This is a genomic window from Actinomadura chibensis NBRC 106107 (assembly GCF_001552135.1).
Lineage (GTDB): Bacteria > Actinomycetota > Actinomycetes > Streptosporangiales > Streptosporangiaceae > Spirillospora > Spirillospora chibensis.
Genome location: NZ_BCQP01000032.1, coordinates 41,570 through 59,566 on the forward strand (window position 1 = coordinate 41,570; position 17,997 = coordinate 59,566).

Genomic DNA, 17,997 nt, shown 5'->3' on the forward strand with positions numbered 1-17,997 from the left:
CATCCCGCGAGGTCGTCCCGCGGGGTCGTCCCGGCCACCGGACGCGAAGAACCCGCCGGGCCGTCGTCGGCCCGGCGGGTTCCGCCGTCTTCGGGGTCAGTGGCCGCCGAGGAGTTCGGCCAGTTCGTCCTCGACGTCCTGGCTGGCCACGAACATCAGCTCGTCGCCGGGCTCCAGGGTGTCGTCGGACGTCGGGACGAGCACCCGTCCCTCCCGCAGGATCGCCACCAGGGCCGTGTCGCGCGGCCAGTCCACCGAGCCGACCCGCTCCCCGCCGAGCGGCGCGTCGTCCGGCAGCGTCAGCTCGACGAGGTTCGCCTCGCCCTGCCGGAACGTCATCAGCCGAACGAGGTCGCCGACGCTGACGGCCTCCTCCACGAGCGCCGACAGCAGCCGCGGCGTGGACACGGCGACGTCCACCCCCCACGACTCGTTGAACAGCCACTCGTTGTTCGGGTGGTTGATCCGGGCCACCACGCGCGGCACCCCGTACTCGGTCTTGGCGAGCAGCGACACCACCAGGTTGACCTTGTCGTCCCCGGACGAGGCGACGACGACCTGGCAGCGCTCCAGCGCGGCGTCGTCCAGCGCGGAGATCTCGCAGGCGTCCGCGAGCAGCCACTCGGCGCGCGGGACCATCTCCACCTTGATGGCCTTCGGGCTCTTGTCGATCAGGAGCACCTCGTGCCCGTTCTCCAGCAGCTCCGCGGCGATGGACCGGCCCACCGCGCCCGCCCCGGCGATCGCGACCCGCATCAGGACTCCTCCCCGCTCCGCGCCGCGACGGCGGCGTTGACGCGCTCCAGGTCGTCGGCGCCCGCCATGATGTGGACGATGTCGCCGTCCTGGATGACCGTGTCCCGGTCGGGGACGAGCGCCTCACCCATCCGCGACAGGAACGCCACCCGCGTGCCGCCGTGCTCCTCCAGCGCACCGACCTTCTCGCCCACCCACAGGTGCCCGGAGTCCAGTTCGGCGAGGACGACCGCGCCGGTCGGGTCGCGCCACAGCGGCTCGGCGCCCTCGGGGAGCAGGCGGCGCAGGATCTGGTCGGCGGTCCACCGGACGGTCGCGACCGTGGGGATGCCGAGGCGCTGGTACACCTCCGCCCGGCGGGGGTCGTAGATCCGGGCCACCACGTTGTCGACGCCGAACGTCTCCCGCGCCACCCGGGCCGAGATGATGTTGGAGTTGTCGCCGCTGCTGACCGCGACGAACGCGGACGCGCGCTCGATCCCGGCCTCGGCGATCACGTCGCGGTCGAATCCGAACCCGGTGATGCGGCGGCCCCGGAACCCGCTGCGCAGGCGCCGGAACGCCTCCGGGTTCTGGTCGATGATGGCCACCGAGTGACCCTTGTCCTCCAATATGTGGGCGAGCGTCGAGCCGACCCGCCCGCATCCCATGATCACGATATGCACGGCCGTTCCCTCTATCCGTCCAGGGGGACGTTCCCCCTGTACCCCCCGCGCCGTGCACGGCATTCATCGCCCACAGCCATGCCGTGCTGCACCCGAGGATCGTTTCCTGTGAATGATCCCTACCGGGCTGCAAACCTACACATCCCCCCAGGGGAGTACTACCCGGCGGGACGGGCACGGGGGCGGGGCTGAGGCGTCATTCCCACGGGCTAGAGTCTCCTCTCGTGTCAAAGGTTCCGGACCTTGCGAAGCGGCTGCTGCTCGGACGCGCGCTCAGCAGCGCTCAGCAGCACGAGCAGCTCCTGAAGAAGCGCATCGCGCTGCCGGTCTTCGCCAGCGACGCGCTGTCGTCGGTCGCCTACGCTCCGCAGGAGATCCTCCTCGCCCTGGGCGCGGGCGGCCTCGTCATGTACCACTACACGCCGTGGGTGGCCGCGGCGGTCGTGGTCATCCTGCTGACGGTCGTCGCCTCCTACCGGCAGAACGTCCGGGCCTACCAGAGCGGCGGCGGCGACTTCGAGGTCGCCACCGAGAACCTCGGGAGCAACTGGGGCGTCGTCGTCGCGAGCGCCCTGCTGGTCGACTACGTCCTCACGGTCGCGGTGTCGGTGTCGTCCGGCGTGGAGAACCTCGGCGCGCTGCTGAAGTTCATGCAGCCGCACGAGGTCGTCGTCGCGATCGGGATCGTCGTCCTGCTGACGATCGGCAACCTGCGGGGGATCAAGGAGGCCGGGGTCGCGTTCGCGATCCCCACCTACCTGTTCATGTTCGCCGTGATGAGCATGCTGCTGTGGGGCGGCGTCCGGCTGGTCCTCGGCACCGACCTGCAGGCCGAGACGGCGCACTACGAGGTCCGCGGCGACGAGACCGACCTCGCCGGGTTCGCGCTGGTCTTCCTGCTGCTGCGGGCGTTCTCGTCCGGCTGCGCCGCGCTGACCGGGGTCGAGGCGATCAGCAACGGGGTGCCCGCGTTCCGCAAGCCGAAGGGCGAGAACGCCGCGAAGACCCTGCTCGCGCTCGGGATCGTCGCGATGACGATGTTCGGCGGCGTCACCGCGTTCGCCTACATCACCGACGCCAAGTTCGCCGAGCCCGACCAGGGCAGCCAGCTCATCAACCCCGACACCGGCCGCGCGGTCGTGGACGCCGACCCCGTCATCGCCCAGGTCGCGCACACCGTGTTCAGCAACTTCGAGCTCGGGTTCGCGCTCGTCACCGCGATGACCGCGCTGATCCTGTTCCTCGCCGCCAACACCGCCTTCAACGGGTTCCCGGTGCTCGGCTCGGTGCTCGCGCAGAACCGGTTCCTGCCCCGCCAGCTCCACACGCGCGGCGACCGGCTCGCGTTCAGCAACGGCATCATCATCCTCGCCACCATGGCCGGGCTGCTGATCTACGCCTACGACGCGTCCGTCAGCAGGCTGATCCCGCTCTACACCGTCGGCGTGTTCGTGTCGTTCACGGTCAGCCAGGTCGGCATGGTGCGGCACTGGAACCGGCTGCTGGCCACCGAGACCGACGCGGCGCAGCGCCGCCGGATGAAGACCTCCCGGGGCATCAACGCGTTCGGCGCGACGCTCACCGGCATCGTCCTCGTCGTCGTGCTGATCACCAAGTTCGCGCTCGGCGCCTACATCGTGTGCATCGCGATGCCGCTGCTGTTCCTGCTGATGAAGGCGATCAGGCGGCACTACGACCGGATCGCGGCCGAGCTCGTCCCGTCCGGCGAGGACGTCGCGCTGCCCGCCCGCAACCACGGCATCGTGCTCGTCTCCAAGATCCACAAGCCGACGCTGCGGGCGCTGGCGTACGCGCGGGCGACCCGTCCGTCCACGCTGGAGGCGGTGACGGTCGCGGTCGACGCGGCCGAGTCGCAGCGCCTCCAGGACGAGTGGGACGCGCTCGACATCCCCGTCCCGCTGAAGATCCTCGACTCGCCGTACCGGGAGATCACGCGTCCCGTCCTGTCGTATGTGAAGAGCATCCGGCGCAAGAGCCCGCGCGACGTCGTCACGGTGTTCATCCCCGAGTACGTCGTCGGGCACTGGTGGGAGCAGCTCCTGCACAACCAGAGCGCGCTGCGGCTGAAGGGACGCCTGCTGTTCCAGCCGGGCGTCATGGTGACGAGCGTGGCGTGGCAGCTCCAGTCGTCCGACCGGCTCAAGGGGCGGGCCGAGCCGCCCGGCCCCGGGGCGTCCCGGCGCCCGCCGCGGACCGGTTCACGCCCCGGTGCCGGTAGTGTTTCAGACCGTGACTGATGTGGATCCCGACGTCCTTGAACTGCAGGTCGGCAACGTCGCGAACGGTGGTTTCTGCGTCGCCCGGCACGAGGGACGGGTCGTCTTCGTCCGGCACGCCCTGCCCGGCGAGCGGGTCCGGGCCCGCGTCACCGAGAGCGCCCGCAACTTCCTGCGCGCCGACGCCGTGGAGATCATCGAGGCGTCCCCCGACCGGGTCGAGCCGCCCTGCCCGTTCGCCGGCCCCGGCCGCTGCGGCGGCTGCGACTGGCAGCACGCCTCGCTGCCCGCGCAGCGCGCCCTGAAGGCCGCCGTCGTCGAGGAGCAGCTCCAGCGGCTCGCCGGGATCACCCGGACGGTCACCGTCGAGGAGGTCCCCTACCCGGTGGACGGCGACTCCGCCCCGCCGCCCGGCCTCGGCTGGCGCACCCGCGTGCAGTTCACGGTGTCGTCCGGGGCCGTCGGGCTGCGGCGGCACCGCTCGCACGACATCGAGCCGATCGACGAGTGCCTGATCGCGCACCCCGGCGTCGAGCTGATGGGCATCGAGCGCAAGCGCTGGCCGGGCGCGTCGGGCGTCGAGGGCATCGTGTCCGCGACCACCGGCGACCGCCTGGTCGTGCTGCGCGGCCGCGACCGCCGCAAGATCCGGGTGCCGCGGCTGGACGTGCCGGTCCGGCTCGTCCGCGGCAAGCCCGAGCCGGGCGCCGCGCTCCCGTACGTCCGCGAAGAAGTGGCCGGACGCCTGTACCAGGTCAGCGGCAGCGGCTTCTGGCAGGTCCACCCGGGCGCCGCGCGGCTCCTCGCCGACGCCGTCCTCGACGCGCTCGAACCGAAGCCCGGCGAGATCGCCCTCGACCTGTACTGCGGCGTCGGCCTGTTCGCGGGCGTCCTCGCCGACCGCGTCGGCCGCGACGGCCTCGTCGTCGGCGTCGAGTCCGACGGGCAGGCCGTCCGCGACGCCCGCTTCAACCTGCGCGACCTGCCGAACGTGTCGATCGAGCGCGGCCCGGTCGAGGAGGTCGTCGCCGACCTGGAGTTCGGCCGCGCGGACGGCACGTCCCGCTCGCAGAACAAGCGGACCGGCGGCCACCACCGCGGCGAGCGCGTCCGGCGCGCGGACATCGTCGTCCTCGACCCGCCCCGCGCGGGCGCCGGCCGCGAGGTCGTCGACCACATCACCCGCCTCGCCGGCCGCAAGATCGCCTACGTCTCCTGCGACCCCGCCACCCTGGCCCGCGACCTCTCCTACTTCAGCGACCGCGGCTGGACCCTCGAAACCCTCCGCGCCTTCGACGCCTTCCCCATGACCCACCACGTAGAACTTTTGGCGGTCCTGGTCAGAGGTTGACTGAGAGGGACACTGCTCCGCGCACGTGCTGCGCACGATCATGGTCAGCTTGCGTATGTCGGGCGGTGCGTCCTCTCAGGAGGCTCGAACGAACATGATCGGCGGCTGGGCGACGGCCCCAGCCCCGCGTCCGTCTCATGGCGGGGGAACAGGACGGGTGCCGGTGCGTTGTGCGGCTCGTCTAGACCGGTTCGGCGCCGTGACCGGCGGCGATCGCGTCGATGTGCCGGGCCAGGTCGAAATCCTTCGCGGTGATCCGGCCGCCGGCGTCGTGCGTGGTGATCGCGAACCTGATGCGCTGCCACGTGATGTGGATGTCCGGGTGGTGCCCGACCTCGCGGGCCTTGGCCGCCACGTACATCGCCAGGTGCACGGTCTCGTGGTAGGTGTGCTTGAACGTCCGGCTGATCGCGTCGCCGTCGCGGGTCCAGCCGGGCGCGGCGGCGAGCCGCTCGGCGATCTGGTCGTCCGTCAGGGGTTCGGGGATGGTCACGGGTACCTCCGGTCAGGTGACGGACGCGATGATCTCAGCCAGGTCCCGGCCGTGCCGACTGCGAGCCCACGGGGCCGCGTGGGCGGGGAGCGCGACCAACTCCGCGCGGAGCCGCTTTGAGCCGGTCTCCGCGCAGACGGTCACCGCGGCGCCCGCGATCTCGACGACCTTCTCGGGCTCGGGAGCGTCGGCGGCGGCGAGCGCGGCGGCCTGCCGCGCCCGGAACACACCCGTGTCCCGGCGGTGGTCGTCCGGCTGGTCACCGAGGATCTCGTCCCACAGCCGCGCCGCCTCGTCATGCAGGCCCGCGCGCCCGTATGCCGTGGCCCGCTGGATCTCCATGTACCTCGGGGTGCGGCGGCACGCGTTGCCCCACGGGTGTTCCGCGTCGACGTGGTCGATGAGCGCCTGAGCACGGGCGAGCGCGCGATCGACGGCGTCGCGGTCGCCCAGGAAGCCGTGTCCGTGGGCGAGGTGGACGAGCGCCAGCACGCGCACCTTCGGGGCGAGGCGGTGCTCCTCGTCGAGGGCGGCCTGCGCGTAGTCGACGATGGCCGCGCCGTCGCGGAGGTCGATCGCGTGCATCGCCTTGTTGGCCAGCGCGTAGGCGACGAGCTGGCGGTCACCGTGCCGGTGCGCCATGTCGAGCGCCTCATCGCGCCAGCGGGCCGAGCCGTCCAGATCGGCCGCATCCTGGTAGAGCCATCCGAGCAGGGCCGCGTAGGCCACGCCCATCTCCAGCAGGCCGCGCCGGACGCGCGAGTCGGCGTCCTTGACGAGCTGCTTCAGAAGGCGCGTCTGCGCGTCCACGGTGGAGATCAGCATGTGCGGGCCCAGCCACATGTCGGCGCTGTAGTGGCCGGGTAGCTGCTGACGGAAGTAGCCGACCAACTCGGGTGCCACACGCCCATGGTGACCGGTGCCGGGCACGATCGCGCCTGGCCCGGCCGTCATTCCTGCCTCCAGCGGCTCGCGGGGGCGAATGGCCGGGGGCGACGCGGGCGGCCGTCCGGCCTCGTCGAACAGCTCCGCCTCGGTGCTGCCGGTGGCCTGGGCCCAGAGAAGCCGGTAGCGCGGGCCGGGAGCGTGCGTGCCGGCCTCGTGGCCGCGGATCGTGCGCTCAAGGTCCCTGAGCGACGGCAGCCGCCGCCGGACGCGCTCGGGGGCGAGGTCACGCCACTGTTCGGCGAGGTCGGCGACGGTTAATCCGGCCGCCTTCCTCGCGGCGCGCAGGCGCGCACCGCTGGACCTACTGCGGGACGACATGTCGTGGTGCCCCTCGGCCTGGAAGTTCGCGGACGCCGGACCGCGTCCGCGCTCATCCGCGATTATCACGCTGACCTGCGGCGTCCGCCACAGATTCACTGGTTGTGACCGGCTATCCGCGCATCGCAGGCAGAAGGACGGCCCCCGTGAAGACGACCGCGAACGACATCGAACAGACGAAGGCCCGGCTCAAGGGCGAGTTCCCGGCCTGGTCCATCATCCGGACCGACATCGGTACATGGTGGGCGACGCGTGGGCCTTTGACGCGGGAGGAGTTGAGCGGTGTCGCGGACGTCTCGGCGGAGACGCCCGAGGGGCTTGCGGAGAAGATCCGGGAGGTCATCCGCGATGACCGGTGACGCGGCGAGGCCCGTCCTCGCGAGCACGCCGGACGGGTACGAAATCTACGGAGGGAAGTGCGACGGGGTGTACGTCATCGCGGAGCGGGACGGGCCGGTCGTGGGCGCCTTCTACGCCGTGCCCGGCTCGCCGAACTGGTGGCGCGGCCACACCTTCGGGAAGGTGCGGCAGGTGTTCCAGCCCGGCGACGTCGACCCGCCGGCCGTCGCGGAGCGGTTCATGAGCCGGTGAGCCTAGGCGGCATCGGCGGCGATCGTCGTGAAGGCCGGTTTGAGCGGGGGCGGGTTTTCTGTAGGCGAAGGTTGCTTATGTGTTTCGCCAATGGCGACTTGGTGAGTGCTGTGGTTTGCCGTGTCCTCGGTACGGTGCCTTGCGAGCCGCAGAATGTGGCTTTGGGGTTTTGGCCCCACAAAAAGGATCGCAGTGGATGGGCCCGTGAAATGTGCGGAAGGTGAGCCCGCTAGCGGACGTCGGCTGCGGCGGGACCTTGGGGAAGGTCGGTCATGATTGGCGTCGACGTCGCGCTCCGTGAACGGGTCCGGACGCGGGTAAAGGCGGCGAACCAGCTTCCCCTGTGGCCGATTCTCCTCGGCGCGGGATGGCTTTCGCAGGTGCTGCTGCGGGTGGCGCTCGGCAGCGGGCGGAACGTTCCACTGTATGTTCCCGACGAGGTCGGATATCTGCTGGGCGGACGGCTGTTCGCCGGGGGAGCGGTCGGCGACCTGACCGGACGGCCGCTGTACTACAGCGGATATTCGCTGCTCCTGACCCCGGCGAACTGGCTCAGCGACGATCCCGGGACGGTGTATCACATCGTCCTGGTGATAAACGCGTTGCTGAGTTCGGCGGTGCTGCCGCTGGCCTATCTGGCGCTCCGCCGGATCGGAATGGCGCAGGTTCCGGCGTACGTCGCGGCGACGTTGACCGCGCTGGTGCCGTCGAACGTCCATTACAGCCAGTTCGTGCTGACCGACGCGGTACTGCCGGTGATCGTGCTGGGCTGGCTGCTGGCTGTGCATTCCTGGCTCACGTCCCAGAAGCAGACGCCCGGCATGATCGCGAGCGTGCTCGCCGCGTACCTTTCATGGATTCACGTGCGGGGCTTCATCTTCGTCGTCGTGTTCGCGGGCCTGCTGGGCGTGGCGTGGTGGCGGCGCTGGGCCGACCGCCGCGGCGTGACCGTCATGGCGTGGCTGCTCGTCGCGACCACGATCGTGGGAATTCAGGTCAACGACTGGGTGCGCTCGCAGCTTTACCCCCGAGGCGCGTATGCGCTGGACGGTCTGCTGGTCGACCGGCTCACCAGCCTTTCCGGCCTGGGGTGGACGCTCTCGCTGACCGTCGGGAAACTGTGGTACCTGATCGTCTCGACCTGGGGCATCGCCGGGCTGGGACTCGTCGCCCTGGTCATCGTCACGGTGCGCGACCACGCGCCTTTCGGCACCCGCGTCACGGCGGCGCTGACCCTTGTCTGCACGGCCGGTCTCGCATTCGCCACCTCGGCCGCCACACCGGACGAGCACACCGTTTCCAATTTCGTCTACGGCCGATATCTGACCTGCCTGGTGCCGGTCCTCTTCATGGCCGCCGCCGTCCTGGCGGTGCGCGCACCGGTCGTCACCGCGCTCCAGGCCGCGCCCATCACGACGGCGGTCACGCTGGCCGCCGGAGCCATCGTCTGGCTGAGCGCGGGGAGCCGCCTTTCCCGGGGCTTCTTCCTTTCCACCGACTTCCCCGAAACCGGTTTCCTCACCTGGAAATGGGACGCGTTCCGGCTGTGGCCCGCCACCATCGCCGCCCTGCTGCTGCTCGTCGGCGCGGCCGCGCTGATCGCCTACGGCGGCGGTCGCGCCATCATGGCCACCGCCGGAATGGTCGCCGCCGTCAACGTGGCCGCAGCGGTGGCCGCCACCAACCACATCGTCACTCCCTGGGACCACCGGTATGCCGTCGCCGCCAGCCTGAAAGAGGAACTCCGTCCCGACGACAAGGTCGGCGTGAACTTTCCCGGACTCGATTGGCGGGTCTGGGTGCTCCAGGCGTTCCAGTCTCGTCATGGGCTCGTGCCGATCGACAGTTCCGGCCGCTTCCCTCTTCCCAGGGATTTGACGCTCGTCGTCGTCCCCTGGCCCAGGGGTACGGTGATTGCGCGCAGTTGGCCCGCCGCCCCGCCGAACTGGCACATCGTCTCGGCGCGCCTGCCGGGCGCGGGCGGCTGGGTGGCCTGGCGCCGCACGAGGTGACCCACCGGGCCTGAGACGTCCGGACGGCACTCTGCCCCCTCCTCAGTTCGCTTCGCCAGCGCGAAATCGAGGACGAATGCACGTCGGATAACGGACGTACTCATGCCAACCCTGCATCCCACACGTCCAGGATGATTGCGAGTGATGGCCAGATCTTCGACATGCCCGTCTGATATGGGTGTTGTAACGAAACACGCCGCAACCAGGTGAATGTGTGTTCTGTGGCCGACAGCGCGATTGACCGTCACGTGGCTGATCAAGAGGCCACCCATTTCTACGGTCTTGATCATCTGACCGGCCGCTCTCTAAACGCACGCCAATAAAACACGCAAACGCGCGGCAAAAGACGGGGCGCGTCCTCATGTGTGATCTGACCGTGGGAACGTCCGGGCCTAGTTCCGGTCTTTGCCGTGCGCAGTAGGCGGCTCGTGCCTGGAGCGCTCATCGAACGGTGGGGCGCGCCGAAGACGTCATTGGGCGCGCCGGTGATCATGAGGGAGTCACCGCGTGTTCTTCTTGATGCTGCAACGAAGGCGCATGGTCAAAAAGGCCGTGATCATGAGCGCCTTCGTCTCGGCCGCCATGGTGCAGCCGCTGGCGACCGGCCGCGCCTCCGCGTCGACGGCCGACGAGACGCGAAAATCCGTCCGCGACGAGAAAACGCAGGAGCAACGGCTGGCCACGGGCGAGATCGCCTGTGGAAAGCACAAGAAGAAATGCTGCCAAGAGGGCAAATGCTGTCACAAAGGCAAATGGTGCAAGCACGGACCTCCCGGCCCGACAGGCCCGACAGGGCCCACCGGACCCGAAGGCGAGAACGGCGCCACGGGCCCGACGGGCCCCACCGGCGCGACAGGCCCCACCGGCCCGACCGGTATCGGCACCACCGGCCCCACGGGCCCGACGGGCCCTGAAGGCATGCCGGGCGCGACAGGCCCCACGGGCGCCGAGGGCGCGACCGGCCCGGCCGGCGCGGACGGTGCGACGGGCCCGACCGGCCCGGCCGGTATCGAGGGCGCGACAGGGCCCACCGGCCCGGCAGGCATGAATGGATCGACGGGTCCGACCGGCCCGACCGGCATCGGTGTGACCGGTCCGACGGGCCCGACCGGAGCCGACGGCCTGGACGGTGCCACCGGCCCAGAGGGCCCGACCGGCCCGACCGGGGCTGAGGGCGTTGGCGGTGCCACTGGTCCCACCGGCCCGACCGGGTTGGGTGTGACCGGTCCGACGGGGCCGACTGGTCCGACGGGTGCCGAGGGGGTGAACGGTGCCACCGGTCCGGAGGGCCCGGCTGGTCCGACCGGTCCCTCGGGTATTGAGGGGGCGACTGGTCCGACGGGTCCGGCTGGCCTGGAGGGCGCGACCGGGCCCACAGGCCCGGAGGGCCCGACGGGGCCTACCGGCGCTGAAGGTATTGCCGGTCCGACCGGGGCGACGGGGCCTGCGGGTATCGAGGGCGCGACGGGCCCGACCGGTCCGACCGGAATCGGCGAAACAGGGCCCACTGGCCCCACTGGTGCTGAGGGCGCGACGGGTCCGACGGGTTCGACCGGGGCTGAGGGCGTTAGTGGTGCCACTGGTCCGACCGGCCCGACTGGGATCGGCGTGACCGGTCCTACGGGTCCGACTGGCCTGGAAGGTGCGACGGGTCCGACGGGACCGGCTGGTCTGGAGGGTGCGACCGGTCCCACAGGTCCGGAGGGTGCGACCGGCCCTACGGGTGCCGAGGGCGCGACAGGGCCCACGGGGCCGATGGGGATCGGTGTGACCGGTCCGACGGGCCCGGCCGGAACCGAGGGTGCGACCGGTCCTACGGGACCCACGGGCTTGGAAGGTGCGACCGGCCCCACAGGTCCGACGGGTGTTGAGGGTGCGACGGGTCCGACGGGTCCGACCGGGGCTGAGGGCGTTGGCGGTGCCACTGGTCCGACCGGCCCGACTGGGATCGGCGTGACCGGTCCTACCGGTCCGACGGGACCGGCTGGCCTGGAGGGTGCGACCGGTCCCACAGGTCCGGAGGGTGCGACTGGCCCTACGGGTGCCGAGGGCGCGACGGGTCCGACTGGACCGATGGGGATCGGTGTGACCGGTCCGACGGGCCCGGCTGGAACCGAGGGTGCGACTGGTCCTACGGGACCCACGGGCTTGGAAGGTGCGACCGGCCCCACAGGTCCGACGGGTGTTGAGGGTGCGACGGGTCCGACTGGTCCGACCGGTGCTGAGGGCGTCGGCGGTGCCACCGGCCCCACAGGTCCGACAGGTGTCGCGGGGCCGACCGGTCCTACGGGTGTCGAGGGTGCGACTGGTCCGACAGGGCCGACGGGTCCGACTGGGGTCGGTGCCACTGGTCCGACCGGTCCGGCTGGAGTCGAGGGGCCGACTGGTCCGACGGGTGCGGAAGGTCCCACAGGGCCGACTGGGATCGGTGCGACCGGACCGACTGGGCCGACGGGGCCCGAGGGGGCTACTGGGCCGACGGGGGTCGGGGCTACCGGGCCGACAGGGGCCACTGGGCCGACCGGGCCTACTGGGCCTTTGGCTCAGGGGGTTACCGAGACCATTCGCGTGTCGTCGATCGTGAATGTTCCGGGGACGGGCCAGTCGGTCCAAGGGGCCGTCTACTGTCCTGTCGGCTACACCGTCACGGGGGGTGGGGCGACCATGGGCCTCACGGACGTCGGAACCATCGCGGGTACCGAGCCCATCCTTCCCTCAGGCCAGGGCTGGAGCGCGTGGGGTCGGTCGTCGGCCGCCACGACGATGACGGTCTACGCGATCTGCATGAGGATGAGCACATGACCGCCTGAGAGCGGTGCGGGGAGACGATCGCCTTCCGGTTTCGTCGGCGAAACCGGAAGGCGATCGTTCCCGTCCGACCTCCCACGCCGGAGGCCCCGCCGATCTTGTGATGGCAGGATCGAGGCATCTGCGGCGGAAACGGGAGTGGCTGTGAGCGATCTGGTGGAGTTCCTGCGGGCGCGGCTCTTCGAGGACGAGGAGACCGCGCGGTGGGCGGCGGACTACCGGTCGCGTCCGAACGGGGGCGCCGACCTGTCCGGCGAGGAGCGGTGGCAGTGGGTCGACCCGCGCGACGGCGAACGCCTCAGGCTCGGCCGACGCCCGATGGACCACCTGCAGAGACCGGTCGCGCTGCGGAGCGTCAACGAGTACCCGTGGCAGAGCCGTCCGGGCTTCGGACCGCACCACGTCCTGGACGTGCCGTTCGTCAAGGAGGGCGTGGCGCTGCACGTCGCGCGGCACTCGCCCGCGCGGGTCGTGGCCGAGACCTACCTCAAGCGCCGCCTGCTCGACCTGCATTCGCGCATGAACGGGACGGGCGTCTGCCAGACGTGCGGCGAGCGCGTCCGGGACGGCGGGTGCACGACGCTGCGGCTGCTCGCGATGCCGTACGCGGACCATCCGGCGTACCGGCCGACCTGGCGGGCCTGACCCGGCGGCGGCGTATCGCTACTTCCAGAAGAAGACCTTGGCGCTGCCCGCCGTGACGCTCGCCGGGGCCTGGCCGTGGTGGAGCAGTTGGAAGCGCACCCGGTGGCCCTTCCCGACGGTGTCGGCGGCGAGCCCGTACACGAGGTTCGTCTGGTCGCCGACGGAGAGGAAGTCCTGGACGGGCCCGGCCTCGAACTTGGTGGTGTCCTCGATCTCGACCTCCACCGCGCGGGCCTGGATGAGGGTGCCCGCCGGGACGCCCGTGATCGTCGCCGCGACGGACAGGCTGTAGCGCGCCGAACCGGTCAGCAGGCTCGGGCCGCCCTTGTCCCAGTGCTGGTGCTCGCTGTCGGCGTACTCCTTGTTCCAACTGACGTTCGTCCACTTGCCGGGCGGAATCGGCTGTTCGGTTCCGGTGGTCACGGACACGTAGTCGGGCATGTCGTCTCCCTCGGGCGAGACGCCGACGCGCCATTGCCCGTAGTCGCTTTGCACGGCGCGGTCGTAGTCGACGCCCACGCCGTTGATCTCGTGGTCGTTGGAGTACTGCTGGAGCTGGGCGCGGGCGTCCCAGTCGCCGCCCGACCAGGCGTACGTCTGCCAGCCGTAGGCGATCTTCCCCGCGTCGAAGGCCCGCTTGAGCGGGCCGTATCCGGCGTAGAGGCCGACCCGGTCGCGGCCGATGACGGACGCGGCGCCGTCGAGATAGGCGTTGATCTCGTCCTGCGCGCTGGCGGGGGCGTCCCAGTCGGCGGCGAAGTAGATCGGACGGTCGTCCGGCATGCCGCACGCCCTGGCCTGCGCGGCGGCGTCGGCCGCGTCGGCGGCGCCCGCGGACCGTCCGTCCAGCGGCCGTTTCGCGGCGGACTCCCAGACGACCACCAGCCAGATGCCCGCCGCGGACAGGTCGTCCGCCTCGGCGCGGGTCAGGTTCTTGCCGGACGTGTCATGCGACAGGTACCGGCAGGCGAACTTCACCCCGGCGCGTTTCAGCGCGGACGCTCCAGGGCGGCCCCAGGCGTAGTCGACGCCGAAGACAGCCATGTCAACTCCATGGGTCGGGGGTTCGAGTCTGTCCGATTTAACAGCGTGTGTCGGAGACTCGCATCCCTTTCGGGGCGTTGGAGGCCCAAGACGCACCTCCGCGACATGGGTCACTCTCCGTGACGACACGCCGACGTGGCGCTATGCGGACGCTCCCGCGCTCGCTACAACGGACGTGTCCGCATGAAGGAAACGCAGGCCACGGGGGTTCATTGTGATCCGGACATGGAAGGAACGCGGTCTCGTCCTGGTGGCGGCCGCGCCGCTGCTGGGCATCGCGCCGACGTCGGCCGTGGCCCGGGCCGACGCTCCCGGCCCGCCGCCCCGGCCGAGGACGCACGCCGCGCAGGCCAAGCCGAAGGCCGAACCGAAATCCAAGCCGAAGGCCGCCGCCAAGCCCAAGCCCAAGCCCAAGCCCAAGCCGAGGACGAAGCCGAAGGCGAATCATGCGAAGCCGAAGCCGAAGCCGAAGGCGGAGACGAAGCCGAAGGCGGAGACGAAGCCGACACACGCGAAGCCGAAGTCCAAGCCCGTCAAGGCGAAGAAGGGCAAGGCGCACGTCCACCATGCGCGCGCGGTCCAACTTCAGGCGAGCGCGCCCAAGCAGGACGTCGTTCCGGGACGCGCCTACGAGTGGACGTACCGCGTCGTCGCGAACGGTCCGGCGCGGTCGGGCAGGGCGGTGTTCCGGACGACGCTGCCGAAGTCGCTCGCGTTCGTGTCGGGCGAGCGGAACTGCGCGTCGTCCCGCGAGCGGACGGTCGTCTGCCGCCTCGGCGCGATCGGGCGCGGCCAGGAGATCGCCGGCTCGATCAGGGCCAGGGTGTCCAAGCGGGCCCGACCGGACCGGACGATCAGCCTGCGCGGAACCGTGACCTGGGCGGGCGCCCGCGTCACGAAGCGGTTCCCGGCGGTGCGGGTCGCGCCGACCGCCGACCTCGCGCTCAGCCAGTCCGCGCCGTCGCGGGCCCGGGCGGGCGCGGCGATCCCGTACGCGTTGAAGGTCCGCAACCTCGGCCCGGGGACGGCGACGAACGTGACCATCTGGTCGGCCGGGCCCGTGAAGATCGTCGGACGGGACACCGCCTGCCTGCCCTACGGCCGCGGCAACCTCTGCTCGGTCGGCACGCTGAAGCCCGGCCGGTCGCGGACGGTGCACGTCAAGGCGGTGCCGCGACGCGACGTCCGGGCGGGGACGGTGCTGGAGTCGTCCTGGCGGGCGTCCTCGCCGACGGCCGACCCGGACCCGGCGAACAACGCCATGGCCGTCCGCACCAAGATCACCCGGCCCCGCTGAGCCGCCCGCCGTCCACACGTGTCGCGGCCGGTCCGCCGTGGCCGGTGTCGGACACCGGACGCGCGGGTAGCAAGATGTGATCATGCGACTAAGGATCTTCGTCGAGCCCCAGCAGGGGGCGAGCTACGACACGCAACTGGCCGTCGCCAAGGCGGCGGAGGACCTCGGGTTCGACGCGTTCTTCCGCTCGGACCACTTCGTCAAGATGGGGGACGTGACCGGCGAGCCGGGTCCGACCGACTCCTGGATCACCCTCGGCGCCATCGCCAGGGAGACCAGCCGGATCAGGCTGGGCACGCTGGTCACGGCCGCGACGTTCCGCTATCCGGGTCCGCTCGCGATCGCGGTGGCGCAGGTCGACCAGATGAGCGGCGGACGCGTCGACCTCGGCCTCGGCACGGGCTGGTTCGAGGAGGAGCACACCGCCTACGGCATCCCGTTCCCGAGCCTGGGGGAGCGGTTCGCCCGCCTCGAAGAGCAGTTGGAGATCGTGACCGGCCTCTGGCGGACGCCGCCCGGCGAGACGTACTCCTTCAGCGGCGAGCACTACTCGCTGTCCGACTCGCCCGCGCTGCCGAAGCCCGTCCGCCCGGACGGCCCGCCGATCATCATCGGCGGGACGGGCGCGCAGCGCACGCCGCGCCTCGCGACCCGCTTCGCCGACGAGTACAACGTCCCGTTCAACCAGGTGAAGGAGACGGGCGAGGCGTTCGAGCGGGTCCGCGCGGCGGTGTCGCGGGCGGGCCGGACGAGGCCGCTGACGTACTCGGTGGCGCAGGTCGTCTGCTGCGGCCGGGACGAGGCCGAGGTGCGCCGCCGCGCCGACGCGATCGGACGGGACGTGTCCGAACTGCGCCGCAACGGCCTCGCGGGCGCCCCCGCCGAGCTCGTCGAGAAGATCGGCCAGTTCACGGAATTGGGCGCCGAGCGCGCCTACCTCCAGGTCCTCGACATGCACGACCTGGACCACCTGGAACTCCTCGCCTCGGAAGTCCTCACCAAGGTCTGACCGCCTGCCCCGCAGAGCAGCCGAACCGGAGCACCGAAAGGCCCGCGGAGGGAACTCCGCGGGCCTTTCGCGTCCAGCAAGGTCAGGCGACCTCTTCCTCGGGACGCGCGTGCATCGGCAAGAGGAACGTCACCAGGAAGGTGAGCCCGAGGAGCCCGACCTCCACCCACAGGGTGATCTTCATGGCGTCGCTGAAACCGTTCTTGGCGGAGTCCTCCCCGGCCCGCGCCACCGCCTTCTGGACGGCGGGCGCCGACTGGGGCGCGGCGGCGATCGCGGCCCTGACCTCGCCCTCCAACCGGGCGCAGGACGCGGGCACGGCGGCGGCGTCCTTGGCGGTCGCCCGGTCGTGGCCGCAGTCGCGCACCCCGGCCGCGATCCGCTCCTGGTGCGCGGCCGGGACGGACACGGCGGCGAGGTCCTTGCGCAGGGCGCCCGCGCCGTCGTCGGCGGCCGAAGCGACGTGCCCGCCCAGCAGGCCGAAGAAGATCGTGCCGAGGACGGCCGCGCCGAGCGCGCTGCCGAGCTGCTGGACGGCGGTGAGCGTGCCGCCCGCCGACCCGGTCTCGGCCGGCTCGACGCCCGCGAGGACGATGTCGAAGAACGGCCCCATCAGCAGGCCCATGCCGAGCCCGGTCACGGTCAGCGCGGGGATGAGCTGCCACGGGGTGACGTCCGCCCCGGCCTGCTGGAGGGTGGCGTAGGTCGCGACGATGCCGCCGGCCATGATGATCGCCCCCGCGTGGATCACCGTCCGGCCGAAGCGCTGCACCGCCTGCATGATCCCGAAGCCGAGGACGATGCCGACCGACCAGGGGATCTGCGCGAGACCGGCCTTGAGCGGCGAGAAGCCGAGGCCCATCTGGAAGAACAGCGACAGGACCAGGCCGAGGCCCGCCATGCCGGAGAAGAACACGATGCCGACGACGAGCCCGCCGGTGAAACCGCGCTTGCGGAACAGGCTCGGGACGATCAGCGGGTCGCCGCCCGCGCGCTGCTTGCGGGTCTCGTACCAGGCGAAGACGCCCCAGACGGCGACGGACGCGGCCATCATCAGGAACGTCCAGGCGGGCCAGTCGTGCTCGCGGCCCTGGACGAGCGGGTAGATCAGCAGGGCGGCGCCGACGGACGCGAGCGCCGCGCCGACGAGGTCCAGCCGGGACGCGTGCTCGGCCCGTCCGGCGGGCAGGAAGCGCAGCCCGGCGAGCACGGCGGCGGCGCCGAGCGGCAGGTTGATCAGGAAGATCATCCGCCAGCCGGTGCCGAAGTAGTCGGCGTCGACCAGCCAGCCGGCGAGGACCGGGCCGCCGACCGCGGACAGGCCCATGACCGGCCCGAACATGGCGAACGCGGCGCCCATCTCCTTCGCCGAGAACATCTGCTTGATCATGCCGATGCCCTGCGGCAGCATCAGCGCGCCGAACAGGCCCTGCAGGACGCGGGCGCCGATCAGCATGCCGGGGGAGACGGCGACGCCGCACAGCAGCGAGCCGACGGTGAACCCGGCGGCGCCGACGAGGAACATCCGGCGGCGGCCGTACAGGTCGCCGAGGCGGCCGCCGGTGATCAGGCCGACCGCCATGGCCAGGGTGTAGCCGGCGGCGAGCCACTGGATGGTGGCGGCGGAGCCGCCCAGGTCGCCGCGGATGGTGGGGGCCGCGATGTTGGTGATCAGCGCGTCCAGCATGTCCATGATCTCGCCGGCGAGGATCACGAAGAGGGCCGCCCAGCGCCACCGGTACGCGGCCTGCGCCGCGCCCCTGGCGGGGCCCGTCAATGTCTCGGTCATCGATGCCTCCGAGTGGGGGGAACAGTGTTCGTTA

Annotated in this window: 15 protein-coding genes; 8 read left to right on the plus strand and 7 right to left on the minus strand. The window is 71.3% G+C overall.

All coding sequences use genetic code 11. The features are described 5' to 3' along the window. Positions 1 to 96: 96 nt before the first annotated feature. Both ACH01S_RS19220 and ACH01S_RS19225 read right to left on the minus strand, forming a co-directional pair. Positions 97 to 756 carry a potassium channel family protein gene (locus tag ACH01S_RS19220; RefSeq protein ID WP_067893109.1) on the minus strand — a complete coding sequence of 220 codons (660 nt, stop codon included), beginning with the start codon at positions 754 to 756 and terminating at the stop codon, positions 97 to 99. Next, positions 756 to 1,421: a potassium channel family protein gene (locus ACH01S_RS19225; protein ID WP_067893111.1), complete on the minus strand. Its 666-nt coding sequence runs from the start codon at positions 1,419 to 1,421 to the stop codon at positions 756 to 758. Before ACH01S_RS19225 ends, ACH01S_RS19220 begins: the two co-directional genes overlap by 1 nt. A gap of 224 nt (positions 1,422 to 1,645) precedes the next feature. Here ACH01S_RS19225 and ACH01S_RS19230 point away from each other — a divergent pair, with 224 nt between their 5' ends. Next, entirely contained in the window at positions 1,646 to 3,679 is a 2,034-nt protein-coding gene (locus ACH01S_RS19230) for an APC family permease (RefSeq protein WP_067893113.1), read from the plus strand. Further along, a complete protein-coding gene (locus ACH01S_RS19235) occupies positions 3,672 to 5,009 on the plus strand; it encodes a class I SAM-dependent RNA methyltransferase (protein WP_083980870.1) in 1,338 nt (445 codons plus the stop codon). Before ACH01S_RS19230 ends, ACH01S_RS19235 begins: the two co-directional genes overlap by 8 nt. Before the next feature lie 181 nt (positions 5,010 to 5,190). Here the strand turns inward: ACH01S_RS19235 and ACH01S_RS19240 are convergent, their stop codons facing one another. Both ACH01S_RS19240 and ACH01S_RS19245 read right to left on the minus strand, forming a co-directional pair. Beyond that, a complete protein-coding gene (locus ACH01S_RS19240) occupies positions 5,191 to 5,502 on the minus strand; it encodes a 4a-hydroxytetrahydrobiopterin dehydratase (RefSeq protein WP_067893116.1) in 312 nt (103 codons plus the stop codon). 12 nt (positions 5,503 to 5,514) lie between these two features. After that, on the minus strand, positions 5,515 to 6,768 hold the full coding sequence (locus ACH01S_RS19245) for an NsdA family TPR-like regulatory protein (RefSeq protein WP_148344623.1): 1,254 nt from the start codon (positions 6,766 to 6,768) through the stop codon (positions 5,515 to 5,517). Between the two features lie 104 nt (positions 6,769 to 6,872). Here ACH01S_RS19245 and ACH01S_RS19250 point away from each other — a divergent pair, with 104 nt between their 5' ends. The 3 genes from ACH01S_RS19250 to ACH01S_RS19260 all read left to right on the plus strand — a co-directional run bounded on the left by ACH01S_RS19250 (position 6,873) and on the right by ACH01S_RS19260 (position 9,371). After that, positions 6,873 to 7,127 (plus strand): hypothetical protein, encoded by a 255-nt coding sequence (locus tag ACH01S_RS19250; protein WP_246237023.1) that lies wholly within the window; start codon positions 6,873 to 6,875, stop codon positions 7,125 to 7,127. Beyond that, positions 7,117 to 7,359: a hypothetical protein gene (locus ACH01S_RS19255; protein WP_067893118.1), complete on the plus strand. Its 243-nt coding sequence runs from the start codon at positions 7,117 to 7,119 to the stop codon at positions 7,357 to 7,359. Before ACH01S_RS19250 ends, ACH01S_RS19255 begins: the two co-directional genes overlap by 11 nt. A gap of 272 nt (positions 7,360 to 7,631) precedes the next feature. After that, positions 7,632 to 9,371, plus strand: coding sequence for a phospholipid carrier-dependent glycosyltransferase (locus tag ACH01S_RS19260; protein ID WP_067893120.1), 1,740 nt, complete (start codon positions 7,632 to 7,634; stop codon positions 9,369 to 9,371). A gap of 500 nt (positions 9,372 to 9,871) precedes the next feature. Here ACH01S_RS19260 and ACH01S_RS45410 read toward each other — a convergent pair whose 3' ends face one another. Beyond that, positions 9,872 to 10,081: a hypothetical protein gene (locus tag ACH01S_RS45410; protein WP_218010318.1), complete on the minus strand. Its 210-nt coding sequence runs from the start codon at positions 10,079 to 10,081 to the stop codon at positions 9,872 to 9,874. Positions 10,082 to 12,323: 2,242 nt separating this feature from the next. On the opposite strand from ACH01S_RS45410, the gene ACH01S_RS19275 reads away from it, so the two are divergent. Next, complete coding sequence (locus tag ACH01S_RS19275) at positions 12,324 to 12,824, plus strand: DUF6221 family protein (protein WP_067893126.1); 501 nt, start codon at positions 12,324 to 12,326, stop codon at positions 12,822 to 12,824. Positions 12,825 to 12,842: 18 nt separating this feature from the next. Here ACH01S_RS19275 and ACH01S_RS19280 read toward each other — a convergent pair whose 3' ends face one another. Continuing rightward, positions 12,843 to 13,868, minus strand: a complete 1,026-nt coding sequence (locus ACH01S_RS19280) for a glycoside hydrolase domain-containing protein (protein WP_067893128.1) — start codon at positions 13,866 to 13,868, stop codon at positions 12,843 to 12,845. Between the two features lie 214 nt (positions 13,869 to 14,082). On the opposite strand from ACH01S_RS19280, the gene ACH01S_RS19285 reads away from it, so the two are divergent. After that, positions 14,083 to 15,165 carry a DUF11 domain-containing protein gene (locus ACH01S_RS19285; protein ID WP_067893131.1) on the plus strand — a complete coding sequence of 361 codons (1,083 nt, stop codon included), beginning with the start codon at positions 14,083 to 14,085 and terminating at the stop codon, positions 15,163 to 15,165. An 82-nt stretch (positions 15,166 to 15,247) separates the two neighbouring features. Further along, on the plus strand, positions 15,248 to 16,174 hold the full coding sequence (locus ACH01S_RS19290) for an LLM class F420-dependent oxidoreductase (RefSeq protein ID WP_067893236.1): 927 nt from the start codon (positions 15,248 to 15,250) through the stop codon (positions 16,172 to 16,174). Between the two features lie 82 nt (positions 16,175 to 16,256). Here the strand turns inward: ACH01S_RS19290 and ACH01S_RS19295 are convergent, their stop codons facing one another. Then, positions 16,257 to 17,963 carry a DHA2 family efflux MFS transporter permease subunit gene (locus ACH01S_RS19295; protein WP_067893132.1) on the minus strand — a complete coding sequence of 569 codons (1,707 nt, stop codon included), beginning with the start codon at positions 17,961 to 17,963 and terminating at the stop codon, positions 16,257 to 16,259. Positions 17,964 to 17,997 lie beyond the last annotated feature (34 nt).